The sequence below is a fragment of the Erythrobacter longus genome (assembly GCF_000715015.1).
Taxonomy (GTDB): Bacteria; Pseudomonadota; Alphaproteobacteria; order Sphingomonadales; family Sphingomonadaceae; genus Erythrobacter; species Erythrobacter longus.
The window spans coordinates 348,839-362,918 of sequence record NZ_JMIW01000006.1 but is presented as its reverse complement, the minus strand read 5'-3'; the positions used below and the strand labels follow the sequence as shown (position 1 = coordinate 362,918).

At 59.0% G+C, this 14,080-nt stretch carries 17 protein-coding genes; 14 read left to right on the top strand and 3 right to left on the bottom strand.

What is annotated here, in order from left to right:
- Positions 1-4 precede the first annotated feature (4 nt).
- From EH31_RS13735 to EH31_RS13675, 13 genes are all read left to right on the top strand, one after another.
- Entirely contained in the window at positions 5-1,372 is a 1,368-nt protein-coding gene (locus EH31_RS13735) for a FliI/YscN family ATPase (RefSeq protein ID WP_034961175.1), read from the top strand.
- Complete coding sequence (locus EH31_RS13730; protein ID WP_034961173.1) at positions 1,365-1,817, top strand: hypothetical protein; 453 nt, start codon at positions 1,365-1,367, stop codon at positions 1,815-1,817. The genes EH31_RS13735 and EH31_RS13730 overlap by 8 nt, the downstream gene beginning before the upstream one ends.
- A 79-nt stretch (positions 1,818-1,896) precedes the next feature.
- Positions 1,897-3,303, top strand: a complete 1,407-nt coding sequence (locus EH31_RS13725) for a hypothetical protein (RefSeq protein WP_152553573.1) — start codon at positions 1,897-1,899, stop codon at positions 3,301-3,303.
- Between the two features lie 62 nt (positions 3,304-3,365).
- The gene (locus EH31_RS13720; protein WP_034961169.1) at positions 3,366-3,944 is read left to right on the top strand and encodes a flagellar basal body-associated FliL family protein; all 579 of its coding nucleotides are present in this window, start codon (positions 3,366-3,368) and stop codon (positions 3,942-3,944) included.
- Entirely contained in the window at positions 3,941-4,888 is a 948-nt protein-coding gene (locus EH31_RS13715) for a FliM/FliN family flagellar motor switch protein (RefSeq protein WP_034961166.1), read from the top strand. Before EH31_RS13720 ends, EH31_RS13715 begins: the two co-directional genes overlap by 4 nt.
- Complete coding sequence (locus EH31_RS17395) at positions 4,885-5,526, top strand: flagellar motor switch protein FliN (RefSeq protein ID WP_081853415.1); 642 nt, start codon at positions 4,885-4,887, stop codon at positions 5,524-5,526. Before EH31_RS13715 ends, EH31_RS17395 begins: the two co-directional genes overlap by 4 nt.
- Positions 5,523-5,840 (top strand): flagellar biosynthetic protein FliO, encoded by a 318-nt coding sequence (locus EH31_RS13705; RefSeq protein ID WP_051699271.1) that lies wholly within the window; start codon positions 5,523-5,525, stop codon positions 5,838-5,840. Before EH31_RS17395 ends, EH31_RS13705 begins: the two co-directional genes overlap by 4 nt.
- A 2-nt stretch (positions 5,841-5,842) precedes the next feature.
- Positions 5,843-6,637 carry a flagellar type III secretion system pore protein FliP gene (fliP, locus tag EH31_RS13700; RefSeq protein WP_422110929.1) on the top strand — a complete coding sequence of 265 codons (795 nt, stop codon included), beginning with the start codon at positions 5,843-5,845 and terminating at the stop codon, positions 6,635-6,637.
- Between the two features lie 13 nt (positions 6,638-6,650).
- Positions 6,651-6,923 (top strand): flagellar biosynthetic protein FliQ, encoded by a 273-nt coding sequence (locus EH31_RS13695; protein ID WP_034961163.1) that lies wholly within the window; start codon positions 6,651-6,653, stop codon positions 6,921-6,923.
- Between the two features lie 15 nt (positions 6,924-6,938).
- Positions 6,939-7,739, top strand: a complete 801-nt coding sequence (locus tag EH31_RS13690; protein WP_034961162.1) for a flagellar biosynthetic protein FliR — start codon at positions 6,939-6,941, stop codon at positions 7,737-7,739.
- Between the two features lie 3 nt (positions 7,740-7,742).
- On the top strand, positions 7,743-8,879 hold the full coding sequence (locus EH31_RS13685) for an EscU/YscU/HrcU family type III secretion system export apparatus switch protein (protein WP_034961160.1): 1,137 nt from the start codon (positions 7,743-7,745) through the stop codon (positions 8,877-8,879).
- 30 nt (positions 8,880-8,909) lie between these two features.
- Entirely contained in the window at positions 8,910-10,343 is a 1,434-nt protein-coding gene (fliD, locus tag EH31_RS13680) for a flagellar filament capping protein FliD (protein WP_034961158.1), read from the top strand.
- 15 nt (positions 10,344-10,358) lie between these two features.
- Positions 10,359-10,733, top strand: a complete 375-nt coding sequence (locus tag EH31_RS13675; protein WP_034961155.1) for a hypothetical protein — start codon at positions 10,359-10,361, stop codon at positions 10,731-10,733.
- On the opposite strand, the gene EH31_RS13670 is transcribed toward EH31_RS13675, so the two are convergent.
- Both EH31_RS13670 and nhaA read right to left on the bottom strand, forming a co-directional pair.
- Positions 10,730-11,602: an alpha/beta hydrolase gene (locus tag EH31_RS13670; protein ID WP_034961153.1), complete on the bottom strand. Its 873-nt coding sequence runs from the start codon at positions 11,600-11,602 to the stop codon at positions 10,730-10,732. The genes EH31_RS13675 and EH31_RS13670 overlap by 4 nt on opposite strands.
- Before the next feature lie 4 nt (positions 11,603-11,606).
- Positions 11,607-12,842, bottom strand: a complete 1,236-nt coding sequence (nhaA, locus tag EH31_RS13665; RefSeq protein WP_051699270.1) for a Na+/H+ antiporter NhaA — start codon at positions 12,840-12,842, stop codon at positions 11,607-11,609.
- Positions 12,843-13,186: 344 nt separating this feature from the next.
- Between nhaA and EH31_RS13660 the strand changes: the two genes are divergently transcribed.
- On the top strand, positions 13,187-13,642 hold the full coding sequence (locus tag EH31_RS13660; protein ID WP_206742038.1) for a flavin reductase family protein: 456 nt from the start codon (positions 13,187-13,189) through the stop codon (positions 13,640-13,642).
- 33 nt (positions 13,643-13,675) lie between these two features.
- Here EH31_RS13660 and EH31_RS13655 read toward each other — a convergent pair whose 3' ends face one another.
- Entirely contained in the window at positions 13,676-14,077 is a 402-nt protein-coding gene (locus EH31_RS13655) for a PaaI family thioesterase (protein ID WP_034961150.1), read from the bottom strand.
- Positions 14,078-14,080 lie beyond the last annotated feature (3 nt).

Sequence of the window (14,080 nt, the reverse complement as noted above, 5' to 3'; positions counted from 1 at the left end):
CAAAATGCTCGCCGAACTTCAGATCGAACTGGCACGTTACCGCGCAGCAAGGGTGGATGGGGGACCGGTCGTCTCGGGCAAGGTTGTTGCCTGCGATGGCGGTTTGATCGAGGTCTCTGGCCTTGCGCTTCCTATCGGTTCGCTTGGCGCGATTGCCGGGGATGAGCGCGCGCCTGAAACCCAAGAAGCCTTAGCCGAGGTGATCGGATTTCGCGCAGGCCATTCGCTGATGATGCTGCTGGGCGATACGCAAATGCTGCGCCCGCAATCTGCCGTAAGGGCCGTTGGAATGCCGGGCATGGTCCGCGTTGGAGAGGCGCTTCTCGGGCGCGCGGTTGATGGCCTTGGCGAACCGATTGATGGCGGTCCGCCGCTTGAACTTCCCCAAAGCTGGCCGCTTGGCGGCAAACGCGAAAGCGCCCTTGAACGCGCGCCCGTGACACAGCCGTTTGATTGCGGTGTGCGCGCGATCAATGCCCTTGCAACGATGGGCCGGGGCCAAAGGGTGGGCGTAATCGCAGGGTCCGGCGTTGGCAAATCGGTACTGCTCGACACTATCGCAGGCAAGGCAGAGGCCGATGTCACGGTCGTCGCCATGATCGGGGAACGCGCGCGCGAGGTTTCTGATTTTGTGGCACGGCATATGACCGATGCACGGCGCGGGCGAATGGTGGTGGTCGCAGTGCCCGCTGACCATGCACCAAACCTGCGCCTGCGCGCGGCGCAATATGCGACCTCTATCGCTGAATATTTCCGCAAAAATGGCAAAAGCGTGATGCTCGTGCTCGATAGCCTTACCCGCGTCGCCCATGCAGCACGCGAACTGGCGCTGGTGTTGGGTGAACCAGGGGCTGCGCGCGGTTATCCGCCCTCGGCCTTGGCTGCGATCACCCGGATTGTTGAACGGGCCGGCAATTCGGCAAGCTCTGGGGGCTCTGTCACCGGGGTTTACACTGTGCTTGCCGATGGGGACGACATGAACGATCCGGTCGTCGATACAGCGCGCGCGATCCTTGACGGGCACATCTTGCTCTCACGCGATCTGGCGCAGCGCGGGCATTACCCCGCGATTGATGTGCCCGCCTCTTTAAGCCGGGTGATGGATTTTGTTGTTGCGCCTGAAATTGTCGAGGCAGCGCGGCAGTTGCGTGCACTTATCGCCGCGCGCGAGGACAACCGCGATCTGGTGATGATGGGCGCTTACCGCGCAGGATCAGACCCCGCACTCGACCGCGCGCTTGAACATAGCGGTGCGATCGACGAGTTTTTGACACAGGCGCGTGGGACAGCCTTTGGGCTGGAAGAAAGCCTCGTTGATCTTCTGGCTCTGAGCGCGCAGGCACAATCGCCAAAGCCATCGCTCAATGCGTGAGGACAAACGCCTCAAAATTGCCCGACGCCAATTGGTTTTGGCGCAGATCGCTCGCCGGGAGGCGCGCTTTGCGCTTGCCAATGCGCTTGCCGAAGAAGATCGCAGCGGCAAGGTGCACACCCGTGCTCAGTCCCTTCTGAATGAATATGCAAAACGCGTGGCCGCAGGCAAAGGCGTCGGGACAAGCCAGACCTTGCAGGCGAACCTTGCATTTGTCCGCTCGCTGCAAGTGATGGCCGATGATGCGCATGGGGCCCACAAGGACGCAAGCGATCAGGCCCAGTGGCAGATGCGCGCCCTTGCCGAAGCAGAAACCCGGATGGAAACCCGCGAAACACGGGTGAAGGAGGAACGCCGCGCGCTTGCCGACCTGCAGGCGCGGCGCGAGTTTCCTGCTGAGTTGATGGGGCCCGCTGGGCTGGCACGCAAGTTGCAAAGCAGGTGATCGCAAGGGTGTTTTGGGGCGCAGTCAATTGAGCCCGTGACGCCTGATCTTCGCAACGCCAAACCAAGGGACATGAACCTTGATCTCTGTGCCAAATGACTTCACCGCCCCTCCTGTTTTGCCCGCGTCATCAATTGCGCCCAAGGAATTGATTGGAAACGCGAATTTCCCGCAATTGCTAGGCGGATTTCAGGCAAACGGCGCCACCGCCAAGGCAGTATCCGTGCAAGGGGCTCCTGCCACTGAGGAGCCCGGTCTCAAGACAGCGGTGGGCAAAGTCACGCCAGATTTCGCGACAGGGCCGACACCGGCAATGCAAGCCAGCGGCAAGGCTCTTCCCCCGTTCGGCACAAGCTTGCCGCTTGACCAGACATCGGCGCGCAACGGCGTGGATGAAGGCGGTGCTGTTTCGAGGTCGCAGCCCGGTGCGTGGTTCGAAGATGATGCGGGTGATGCAGGACCCGAGCTTGCCATTCAGCAAGGCTTTTTCACGATGCCATTGGCGCATAATGCGACGCAAGCCGCGCCCTTCACCTTGCCAAGCTCGAGGGTTAACCAGCCCAATTCAGAGACTGGCTTGCGGCCTACCGAGAAACTAGAGGAAATAGCCTTGAACGCGGGCGCTGATCTGCGGGTTAAGGCTGACCCATCTGCAAAACGCAGCGCCACCGGCATCAGCGATGTGACGCAAGGCCTGGCCACAAATCCACTGCAACCGGCAATCCTGAATTTGGGTGAGAGCGATGCAGACCCTGACTTGCCCCGCGCCGCCCCGCCTGCTGCCCCAGCATCACCTCAGGCAATGCCCCAATCAGCCGCACAAAGCCCGAGTGACGCAGCTGGCCCGCAAAACTCTTCGCAAACCCCTGGCTCCGCGCTTCAGGTTGCAGCCGCGCCGGTCAGTGCTCAACCCAGCACGTCTATGCCGATGACCGATACCAGCGCTGCCTTGCGCCTCGCACCGCAGCTTGAGGATGCGATTGAACAGCTTGCCGAAACCCGCAGCGCCGCGCAGGCCAACAAGCCTGAACTGACGCTGCGCCATCAGGAATTTGGCGCGATCACCATGCGGTTGGACACCACCGGCGGCGATCTTCGAGCGACGCTTTCGGCCCGCGATCCCGGCTTTGTGCCCGCAATACAGGCCGCGCTTTCCGAACGCGCGATTGCGATGAGCGGCGAGGCCGCAAACGCAGGGCGCAACAACGACCAGACCGGTTCGAACTCTCAATCTCAGAGCAATTCCCAATCCGGCACCTCCTCCGGTTCTCAGGGTCACAGCCAAGGTAACGGGCACGGGCACGGGCACGGTCAGGGCTGGAATTCCGGGACGGCCTACGGGTCTTCCACAGGGTCAGGTCAAGGAACGTCTCAACCATACACAGGGCAAACCGAAGGCCGAGATGAAGAATCTGGTTTGGATGCAGGCTCTCGCAGGATGGGCCGAGGCGATGGATCAGAAGGAGATGGCGAAATTTTCGCCTGATCCACCCGACAATCGGCGCGCGAAAGTGTCGCTCAAAAACTCAAGCAGGGACATGACCTTCAATGGCTGATGCAAAAGCGCAAGACGATGGCGAAGCCAAAAAAGGCGGCGGCTCAATGAAGATGATCATTGGCATCGTGGCCGCGCTTGTTGTGGGTGCGGGCGGTGCCTATGGCGCGTTTGCAGCGGGCCTTATTGGTGGTGGCGGTGCGAGCGGTCCCAACCACCCGGAACTGGTGCGCAAAGGCGAGGCGGATCCTTATCCAGCGCCGGGCGGTGACAAGGACGAGGGACCGGTTGTCTATGGCGAGGGCGGCAATGAATTTCGCACCGCTTATTATACATTCGAAGACAGCTTCACGTCGAATTTGGCCGATTCTGCCGGGCTGATCCAGGTCGAACTGGCTGCCTCGACCCAGCGCGATGGGCGGGTGCTGCAGTGGGTTCACAACCATCAATTGGCGATCCGTTCAGCAATCCTCGTCCAGCTTGCCTCGACCAGCGAACAAGACCTTTATTCGGTCAAGGGCAAGGAGGCGCTGGCAAAGCGTCTGACCAAGGCGATCAACGCCGTGCTTGAGGAAAAAGAAGGCTTTGGCGGCGTTGAAAACGTCCATTTCAAAGGGCTTTTAGTCCAATGAATATGTCTGGCACCTTTGCTGATGACTTTGCTTTTGCGCGCCCTGTTGCGCAGCATTGCACTGAGCTCACCTGGCGCGGGCCACGCCCCGAAGAACGCGACGGCGTGATTTCAGCATGGAAGCGCGATCTTTCGGGTGAATTGGCACAAGAGCTTGGGCAGGTGCTTCAGGGCGACAAGCTTGAGGTTACGATCAACGGCCCGGATGTGATGACCGGTACGCAGGTGTTTGAGAAAATTGGCCCCGTTGCGGTCAACAGCCTGCTGCGGATTGGATCGGGTGATCAAACGGTCTTGCTAAGCCTCGATTATGCCACCGCGATTGCGCTTACTGATTGTTCCTTTGGCGGGGAAGGGGCGCTTCCTGATGATGTTCCCACCCAATTGCCGCGTTCAGCCGGGTTGTTGGTGGAACAATTGGGAGCCCAGATCGCGCAAGCCATCGCATTGGCACGCGGCACAGGGGAGCCCGCGCGCGGCGATGTTCTGGTGCGCAGCGAAAGCGTTGTGCGGTTAAAGCCCTTTAACGCAGAGGCGGCGATTTCAGTGCTCGATCTGACTGTGGCGCAGGGGGCCTTTGTCGAATGGAAAATGGTGATCGCGCTTCCCAGCGAGCGGCTGGAGGAGCTTTTGCCCAAGCCCAATTCCAACCGTTCTGCGTCCAAAAAAAAGACGAACAAAGGCGATGACCCTTATGGCGCGGTGCCTTTGTCGGTTGGTGCGGTGTTGGGCGAGTTTGAGATGTCATTGGCGCGGCTTGAGAAGCTGGCACCGGGCGATGAGATCGCTCTTACCATCCCGCGCGAATTGCCGCTTCGGGTTGGTGATGATGTGTTCGCATTCGGGGTGCCGGGCACAAAAGAAAACCAGATGGCGCTGCGCCTGACCAGCGTGCCTCACAGGGCTGCTGGAATGGGCGCTTTGGCAATGGGAGGCCGATCATGAGTGCGCTTAGCCACACGCTTAATCCAGCATTGCAACGCTTGGGCGAGGTTTCCGTTCGCCTTTCGGTTGAACTTGGCCGCACGCAAATGGCGCTCAAGGATGTGCTTGCCCTTACCGAGGGGAGCGTTGTTTCGCTCGACAAGCTGACCGATGAACTTTTGGATATCACCGCCAATGGTCAGGTGATTGCCCATGGCGAAGTAATCGCGCAAGATGGCAAATTCGCGCTTCGGATCGTGAGCCTGGCGGGCGGGGATGAACCTGTGCGTGCGCCGCCCCGCACTTCACCAACTCACACAACACCTGCCAGCGGGCCAAGGCCGGATGTTCCTAACTCCGCACCGACTTCGCCCGCCACGCCCAACCCGCCGAGCGCTTCCGATATGGGGGCCTCCGATATTGGTGCATCGCCGCAACAGGCGGCTGATGCTGCTGCCGCATCCCAAGACGCGCCCGCATCGGTGCCGCCAATCGCTGAAGAGCCTGAGGTCGATCCACTCCTTGATGCATTGGATGACCTGACGGGCGGCCTTGGTCCATCAGACGATCAATCATCTCAAGGGGCAACTCCTGAGCAAGGTGGCCCTGAAGTAGGTGGCCCTGAAGTAGGTGGTCCAAAGGGAGGTGAAGGAGCATGATGGTCGACTATCTCTTGCGCCTCGCGCTGCTATTGCCCTTGTTGGGGTTGATGATTTGGGGAAGCCTCAAGCTCACCCGCTATCTGCAAACGCGCCTTGTCGGCCTTACCAATGGATCGGGATCGCTCGAACTCGTCGAAACCAGCCTTCTTGCCCCCGGGCTTAAGCTTGCTGTGGTGCGTTTTCACGACCGCGAAATCCTGCTGGGTTGTTCGCGCAACGGGATTGTGCGGCTGGGCGAGGCGGACGGGTGCGAACGCCGCCCCAATGAGCGCCGCGAAATCTTCGCTAATCCTTCAAAGTCGGACTTTTAGTCATGCGCGTTTTCACCCGCATATTGGGCCTTTTGGGCGTTGCTGCGTTAACCATGTTTTTTGCAAGCCAGCCCGCGCTTGCGGCGGTTTCAGTCGTCGAACCTGACGCTGCTGGTATCGGCAGCGCGATAGAGCGCGCGCTCAGCGCAGATGGAGCAGGCGAGGACACGCCGTTAAGCTTCTCGATCCAGCTGCTCTTGCTGATGAGCCTGCTGACGCTCCTGCCTTCGATCGTGCTCATGATGACCTCATTCTTGCGCATTTTGATCGTGCTTTCGATCCTGCGCCAGGCATTGGGTTTGCAGGGGTCGCCCCCGACGCAAGTGTTGGTGGGGCTCTCGCTCTTCCTCTCGCTTTTCATCATGGCACCCACCCTCGACATGGTGAACACGGCCGCGATTGAACCCTATTCGAGCGGCGCATTGGAGGCGGATGCCGCTATCGCCGCAGCGGGAGAGGCGTTCCACGAATTCATGCTTCGCCAAACGCGCGAGGCGAACTTGATGATGTTTGCCGATATCGCTGGCGTTGGACAGTTCGAAAACGCGAAGGACATTCCCTTCTCCATCCTGCTCCCCTCTTTCGTGACAAGCGAGCTTGAAACTGCGTTTCAGATCGGTTTTATGATCTTCCTGCCCTTCCTTGTGATCGACCTTGTCGTCGCAAGCGTTTTGATGAGCCTTGGGATGATGATGCTTTCGCCCACGATCATCTCGCTTCCCTTCAAACTGCTGCTTTTTGTGCTGGTTGACGGCTGGTCGCTTTTGATGGGCAGCCTTGCGATGAGCTTTGGATAGGGCGCCCGGCACCATGCAGGAAGACGCACAGCTTTTGGCATTGGCCGACCGCACCTTGTGGGTGACCGCGCTTATCGTGGGGCCGGTCCTTTTATCGGCGCTGGTCGTGGGGCTTATTGTTGGCATCATTCAGGCGGCGACCTCGGTCAACGAACAAACGCTGACCTTTGTGCCAAAGCTTGCGATCACGGCTCTGGTGTTCGTTGTGCTTGGCGGCACGATGATGGCGCTTTTGGGGGATTTCACGGTTGAAATCTTCGCTCAGGTCGCCGGTATGGCGCGTTAGGGCAGGCCGCGCCCCATGACCTTTCTCGACCTTGGTTTTGATACGCTGCTCGAACAATTGTGGCAGTTGCTGTTCCTCTCGATCCGATGCGGCGCGGCCATGCTTGCAGCGCCCATGGTGGGCGGCATGGTGGTGCCAGCAACCGCGCGCACCATGGCCGCATTTGTCATCGCGGTCTTTGTCGGCGTCTGGATACCCATGCCCGAGCTTCCCGATATGCTCAGCTTTGCGGCAATCCTTGCCGTCTTGCAGGAGGTGATTATCGGGGCCGCCCTGGGGTTTGTGCTGCAAATCGCCTTTGCCGTCCCGCTTATCGCGGCGGAGCAAATATCAGGTACGATGGGCCTTGCCATCGCAACCTCGATTGACCCGGCAAGCGGTACGCAATCGGGCGCGTTGGGCAGCTTTTTCGGGCTTATCCTGACGTTGTTGTTCTACATCATTGGCGGGCACCTTTTGTGGTTTCGCCTCATCATCGAAAGCTATCGGCTGCTGCCCGCAGGAAGCGCGGCTTTCGGGGGTGTTGAGGCGCAGAGCATCGTCCTGTTTGCCGGATATTGCATTGCGACCGCGGCTGCGATTGCGCTGCCGGTTATTCTTGTGCTCCTTTGCGTGCAGCTTATCACTGGCACCATCTCGCGCGCGGCCCCTGCGTTGAACCTGTTCGCGCTTGGCCTTCCCGCCGGCACGCTTGCCGGGATCGCAGCGATGATTGTCGCCATGCCGATTTTTATCGAGCAATTCAGCGACCTTTTGCAAGTGGCCCTCGAACAGTCCGCCGCGCTTTTCACGCCGGGCCTGGGGGACGCCGGGTAAGCCATGGCAGAGGAAACTTCGGGCGAGAAAAGGTTTGATCCCACCCCAAAGCGCAAGTCGGAAGCTGCCAAGAACGGCGATGTCCTGCGTTCAAAAGAGGTCGCGACCGCAGTGGCGATGCTGACCGGCATTTTCATGCTGACGATGGTCGGGCCTTGGCTGTGGGAGAGCGTCAAAGGCGTCGCGCTTGCCAGCTTTCAGTTCGAGCTTGATCGCACAGCTGAATTTGATCCCGCTATCATCACATGGCGTGCAGGAAGTGCGGTTTTGCCGCCGATCTTTGTGATTGGTTTGACTGTGATGGTCATCACCGTTGCCACCCAATTACTGCTGGGAGAGGGGCGCTTTGTCCCGGAAAATCTCAAACCCAAGGGGCAGCGTATCAACCCGCTTAGCGGGTTAAAGCGGATGTTTGGATCGCAAGGGCTGATCGAGCTTGGCAAGTCGATCCTGAAGCTGGTCCTGCTTGGCACACTCGCGGCCTATTGGATCTCGACAACGCTCGAAAGCCTTCTGGGGCTGGGGCGCGGATCGCTTGAAGGTCAGCTTGCCTTTGCGATGGACGCAGGCGAATTGCTGATCATGCTTTTGGTGGGCGGCCTCGTGATTATCGCGATGGTCGATTATCCCATCCAGGCGTTTCAGCGCAACAAACGCCTAAAGATGAGTTTTGAGGATTTGAAGAACGAAATGAAGCAGGCCGAAGGCTCGCCCGAAATGAAATCGGCCCGGCGTCAACGGCAACGCGACCTTGCCCGCGGCAGTGTTGGCAAGGCGATGAAAGATGCGCAATTTGTGGTCGTGAACCCGATGCATTTTGCGGTTGCCATGACCTATGACCCTGACCTTGCCCCGGCTCCTGTCGTGCTTGCCAAAGGGCGCGGGGAAACCGCGCTTGCAATGCGCGAAATGGCGGGCGAAATGGGGCTTCCCGTGCTTGAATATCCGCAATTGGCGCGCGCGGTTTACTTCACCACAAAGGCCAATCAGATGGTGCGCGAAGAGCTTTACATCGCCATCGCGGCACTGGTTGCATTCGTGCTGTCGTTGAAGCGGGGTGAGCGGGTGCCACTGCCTCAGATCACCGTGCCTGAACCCTTGCGCTTTGACCCTGATGGAAAGCTTCAAAAAACGCCTTAAGCAATTTTCCAAATGGCCGTCCTTTGACCCATGGAAAATCAAGGCTCATCAATCATCACCGCGCTTGGCGCTGGCAGTGGCATCGACTTTATTCAGTTGGCTAATGATTTGTCTGAGGCCTCTTTCTCGCCGCGCCGGGCCAATCTGGAAAACCGCAATGCAACGCTTGAGGCTCAGATTTCCTCGGCGGCCCTGCTGCGTTCATCGCTGAATAACCTTGCAAGCGCGCTTGGCGACCGGGTGCGCAATGGCGATCTGGCGCCGCAACCGCGCCTTGGCAACCCGGCGATTGCCGATGTTTCGACCACCACCGGCATCGCGCCGCAGGGCAGCTATTCGCTCGAAGTGTCACAACTTGCGCAAAGCCAGACGCTCGCCTCGCGAAGCTATGGCGCGCGCACCGATCTGGTGGGCGAGGGTACACTCAACATCCGGTTTGGCACAGTGGACGGTGCCAGCTTTAGCGAAGATACCGGTCAAACGGCCCTTGCGATTGATGTGACTGCGCAGGACACTCTGGCTTCGATTGCGACGAAGATTTCTAACAGAAGCGACGGCAAGCTTTTCGCTTATGTGGCGCAAGGGTCAAACGGCGCGCAATTAGTGATCAAGGGAGAGGACGGCGCGCAAAACGGCTTTGTCCTTGAACCGGTCAGCACAAGTGGTGCTCCAAGTGGTTCTGCGGGCAATCTCGATTACCTCAGCTGGAACCCGGCCACCGACGCGGGCGAACTGCGCCAAGCGTCGCAAGATGCGATTTTCAGCCTTGATACTGTGCAACTTACCAGCCCATCGAACAATGTCACCGGCCTGCCAGAAGGGATAAGTCTCACCCTGAACGCGACCAATGTCGGCGCGCCGACCACGCTTGATTTTGACACAAATAACGGCGCAATCAGCGCGGTGATGACCGATTTTGTCGCAGCGTTGAATGACATTGTGCTGTTGCTTAATCAGGAGGCATCGGGCCTTGGCAGCACGCTTGGCAATGATTCAGGTGCGCGCGGCCTTCGTGCAGACCTGTCGGGGCTTGCAAGCCGGATTGTGATGCCTGGCGCACAGGATGGCGAGCCACGCACGCTAAGTGATCTGGGCCTCTCCATCACCCGCGAAGGCACATTTCAGCTTGATACCACTCGCCTTAATGCAACGCTGACCAATTCACCTGATGGGGTGGCGGCGATGTTCACCGCGGGCGCGTCGGGTGTGTTTGCAACCATTGACAAGTTGGCACGCGAAAACACCTTGCTAAGAGATCCGGGCTCCTTGGGTGGTTCGATCACCCGCTATCAGGCCCAGATCGAACGCAATGAGGAACGTCTGTCGCGCGTCGCTGACAATCAGGAAGCCTTGCGCAGTCGCCTTACCCGAAGCTTTGTTGCTGCTCAAAACAATGTCTCCCAGTCACAGTCGACGCTGAGCTTCCTTCAGCAGCAGATCGACGCGTTCAACTCATCCAACTAAGGGAAGCGAGCTGCGATGATGCCGTTGTCTCAAGAAGCCGCGAGTGCCTATCGCCGGGTTGATCTGGACGCCCGGATCGAGGCGTCTTCGGGTGAGGAATTGACCCGTATCTGTCTTGAAAAAGCGGTCGATGCGCTGGGACAGGCTTTGGCTGCGATTGAACAAAGGCCGGGGCTCGTTCCCCAAGAGCCCTTGTCGCGCGCGCATGGGGTTGTGCTCTGGCTTGCGCGCAGCGTTTCGGCCGACAACCCGTTGAGCGGCCCTCTGACCCAGTTCTATGGCGGGATTGCCGCGACGATTGCGCGCAATTTGACCCGGAGTTCGCCCTTGGACCTTGCAAGAGCGCGCGGTGATCTCAAAGACCTGCTGGACGCAGCGCGCGCCGGTTAGGCGTTCATTGCCTCACGGATGATGCGAGCCGCGTCATCGGGGTCCTGAAACGGGTGGAAATGGGTCATATCCGGCCGGTTCATGTCGATGCCATTGGGCATGCTGGCGGCAAGACCCGGCCATGTCGGAGAGCCTTTGAAGTCGCGCTCTTCAAGCTGCATCGCGCGCACGACCGTGGTGGGGGTCGCAACCTTTGTTGCCGCATCAAGAGCGGGCGCACCCGAAAGGCTCGACATATACATGCCCGCTTCCATTTCGGGGGAGCACGACAGCTCAAAACCGCCGTCCTCCACAGGCGTCAGGCCACAGCGGCAATAGTTTTCGAACACGTCGGGCCGGAAGAGATTGTAAGGGTCGCGGGTCTGGAACCGCTCGATCATCTCTTCAACGCTTGCAAAGTCGCGCTTGCGCTTTGCTGCGGGGTGCATTTGGCCGGGGGCAAAGCCGGGGACTTCGACTTGGTAGAACTCTGGTGAAAGGATCACCGGATCAAACAGGACAAGCGACCGGAACGCGTCCGGGCGCTTGGCAGCGGCGCGAAGAACCGCATGGCCGCCCATGGAATGCCCCATCGCAACGGCGCCTGAAAGCTCCAGATGGTCGATCAGATCGGTAAGCTCATCGACGACAATCTGCCACTCGCTAAGCGGTTCTCCCGTGGATTGGCCATGGCCGTGCATATCCACCGCAATCACGCGGGCATCGGGGAAATGCGCTGCAATCGCGTCATAACATCGCCCATGAAACCCCGTCGCATGGGCGATCAGCAGGGTCGGTGCAGCCTCGTTTTCAGAAGGCCATTCGTGATAGGCAAGGGTGATGTCGCCCGCTTTGATGTGGCGGGTGATGGGGTTTTTTGTCTGGCGCATATGATCAGGCGCTTTGCCCGGTCACCGCCTCTTTTGGCAAGCCCTCATCGGGCACGGTTTCATCGGGTGCGACCTCATCAGGGAGGGCGGCTTTCAGCATGAAGAACCCGGCGAAGGCTGCGACCAGTGACCCCGACAAGACGCCGACTTTCACAGCGTCGATAAGGGCAGGGTCGGTAAAGGCCAGATTTCCGATAAACAGGCTCATGGTAAAACCAATTGCGGCAAGCAGCGAAAGCCCGTGGATCTTGCGCCAGCCAACCCCGTCGGGAAGCTTGGCGATGCCCGCTTTGACCGCCACCCAGGCAAAGCCGACGATCCCGATCTGTTTTCCGATCAAAAGGCCAAGCGCAATACCAAGGGGCAGTGGCTCAAGCAGGTCGGCAGGTGACAGGCCAAACAATGTGACGCCCGCATTGGCAAAACCGAAGATCGGGATGATGACAAAGGCGACCCATTTGTGAAGGCCATGCTCCATGTTCTCAAGCATATGCGAGCCATCGCGCGCGACCATCGGAACCATCATGGCCGCTGTCACCCCTGCAAGCGTTGCATGGACGCCCGATTTGAGGACGAACACCCACATGATGACGGTGAGCAGGACATAGGGAATGGTCGATGAAATCCTGAGCCGGCCAAGAACAAACAATAGCGCCAGCGCCGCAGCGCCTCCGCCCAGCATATCGAGCTTGATCTCTCCGGTGTAAAACAGCGCAATGACGGTAATCGCGCCAATATCGTCAATCACCGCAATCGCCAGCAGCAGCGCTTTCATCGCGACGGGCACACGCGGGCCCAAAAGCGATAGGATACCAAGCGCAAAGGCGATGTCGGTGGCCGCTGGAATGGCCCATCCGCTGATACTTTCAGGCGAATTCCAATTGATACCGACAAAGATCAAAGCCGGGATCGCCATCCCGCCAATCGCTGCGGCAAGGGGGAGGGAGGCTTTGTCCCAGCTTGATAATTGGCCGGTCAGGATTTCGCGCTTCACTTCCAATCCGATGAGGAAGAAGAAAATCGCCATCAAGCCATCGTTGATCCACAAAATCAGCGCTTTGTTGATTTCAAACGCGCCAAAGGAGACGTTCAGCTTGGTCGCAAGCGTACCGAAATAGGCATCGGCAAGCGGGCTGTTCGCGATGACCAGCGCAAGTGCGGCTGCGACGATCAGCACAATTCCGCCTGCGCTTTCCTGTTTCAGAAAGTCTTTGAGCGCTGTGCCCACCCGGTCGATCATCAATCTGTCCCCAAATTCAGGTAACTTACACTGGACTTAATCCCTATAGAGCATCTCGGTTCCTGATCCGCAAATGCAATAGGCTGCCCGGCCTATGCTCGGCGCGCCTGGTGCTGCGTTTAGACGGGAATGAGGTGCCAGTGCGGCAACGGGGCTATTGTGCGGGAACGGGGTGGGGCCTCGTGCATTGACAATTGCACCACCACAAGCGAACGCGCATATGCGTTGCATTGCGCAGTCCAACCCCCTCGCACCTTCACCCATCGGAGCCATCTTTGAGCGACGTTCAAAAACAAACGCCGCCCATTTCAGCGGAACCCACTTCAGCAGACTTCCGCAAAGCCATGGGGCAATTCCCCACCGGCGTGTGCGTTGTGGCGCTTGAAACCGAGGATGGCGAGATTGCGGCGATGACGATCAATTCGTTTGTCTCGGTTTCGCTTGAGCCTTTGCTTGTGTGCTGGAGCTTGCACAATGATTCAGGCCGCTTCGACCTTTTCGCCAAAGCAAAACGGTTCTCGATCAGCATTCTTTCATCGACCCAAGGCGAGCAGGCCGTGGCCTATGCCTCTCGCGCCGATTACAATCCTCGTGAAAGCGACTTTGACAAAAGCGCCTCGGGTCTGCCGGTGGTGCAAGGCGCGCTTGCAACCTTTGAATGCAGTGCACACACCAATCACCCGGCGGGCGATCACACGATGATCCTGGGCAAGGTCACGGGCATTTCAGGCGGCGCAGATGACGCGGCAAAGGCGCTTGGGTTTTATCGCGGCGAATTTGTTAGCGTGCCAGAAAACTGATGGACTTAAGCCTGATGGTTTAGTGCGGCCGCGCTAATACAAAATCATTTGAGTGCACCGGAATAGAGCGCATTTGCGCCCCGTTTCCTTATGCGTCACCGTAGAGGTCCAAACCTGCGTTGTGCGTTCCAGATGTTCGGCGTCGGCGCGCCCGATAAGCGTTCCCTCGCTCGCGGTGCCAAGGAAATTCGATTTGAGCTCGATCGTGGTGTACCCCTTGGCGCCTTGGGGCAGGACATTGCCCGCTGCAAAACCGCACACGCTGTCTGCCAGTGCGATCATGGAAGCGGCATGGAGCGCATTTGCGCCTGATCGCAAATGATGCGGCCCGATCACCATTTGCGCTTCGAGCCAGCCTTCGCCTTCGTCGATCAGAGTGATCCCCATGTGGGGGACCAGCCCGCCCTTCTCTGGATGAAAGCGCGGGTCAGTCACAGA

Coding starts and splice junctions, on each gene's coding strand:
- EH31_RS13685 (WP_034961160.1), top strand. CDS start 7,743: ATGGCAGAGGAAACTTCGGGCGAGAAAAGGTTTGATCCCACCCCAAAG.
- EH31_RS13730 (WP_034961173.1), top strand. CDS start 1,365: ATGCGTGAGGACAAACGCCTCAAAATTGCCCGACGCCAATTGGTTTTG.
- EH31_RS13670 (WP_034961153.1), bottom strand. CDS start 11,602: ATGCGCCAGACAAAAAACCCCATCACCCGCCACATCAAAGCGGGCGAC.
- fliD (WP_034961158.1), top strand. CDS start 8,910: ATGGAAAATCAAGGCTCATCAATCATCACCGCGCTTGGCGCTGGCAGT.
- EH31_RS13675 (WP_034961155.1), top strand. CDS start 10,359: ATGATGCCGTTGTCTCAAGAAGCCGCGAGTGCCTATCGCCGGGTTGAT.
- EH31_RS13690 (WP_034961162.1), top strand. CDS start 6,939: ATGACCTTTCTCGACCTTGGTTTTGATACGCTGCTCGAACAATTGTGG.
- EH31_RS13660 (WP_206742038.1), top strand. CDS start 13,187: ATGGGGCAATTCCCCACCGGCGTGTGCGTTGTGGCGCTTGAAACCGAG.
- nhaA (WP_051699270.1), bottom strand. CDS start 12,842: ATGATCGACCGGGTGGGCACAGCGCTCAAAGACTTTCTGAAACAGGAA.
- fliP (WP_422110929.1), top strand. CDS start 5,843: ATGCGCGTTTTCACCCGCATATTGGGCCTTTTGGGCGTTGCTGCGTTA.
- EH31_RS13705 (WP_051699271.1), top strand. CDS start 5,523: ATGATGGTCGACTATCTCTTGCGCCTCGCGCTGCTATTGCCCTTGTTG.
- EH31_RS17395 (WP_081853415.1), top strand. CDS start 4,885: ATGAGTGCGCTTAGCCACACGCTTAATCCAGCATTGCAACGCTTGGGC.
- EH31_RS13720 (WP_034961169.1), top strand. CDS start 3,366: ATGGCTGATGCAAAAGCGCAAGACGATGGCGAAGCCAAAAAAGGCGGC.
- EH31_RS13695 (WP_034961163.1), top strand. CDS start 6,651: ATGCAGGAAGACGCACAGCTTTTGGCATTGGCCGACCGCACCTTGTGG.
- EH31_RS13735 (WP_034961175.1), top strand. CDS start 5: ATGCTCGCCGAACTTCAGATCGAACTGGCACGTTACCGCGCAGCAAGG.
- EH31_RS13715 (WP_034961166.1), top strand. CDS start 3,941: ATGAATATGTCTGGCACCTTTGCTGATGACTTTGCTTTTGCGCGCCCT.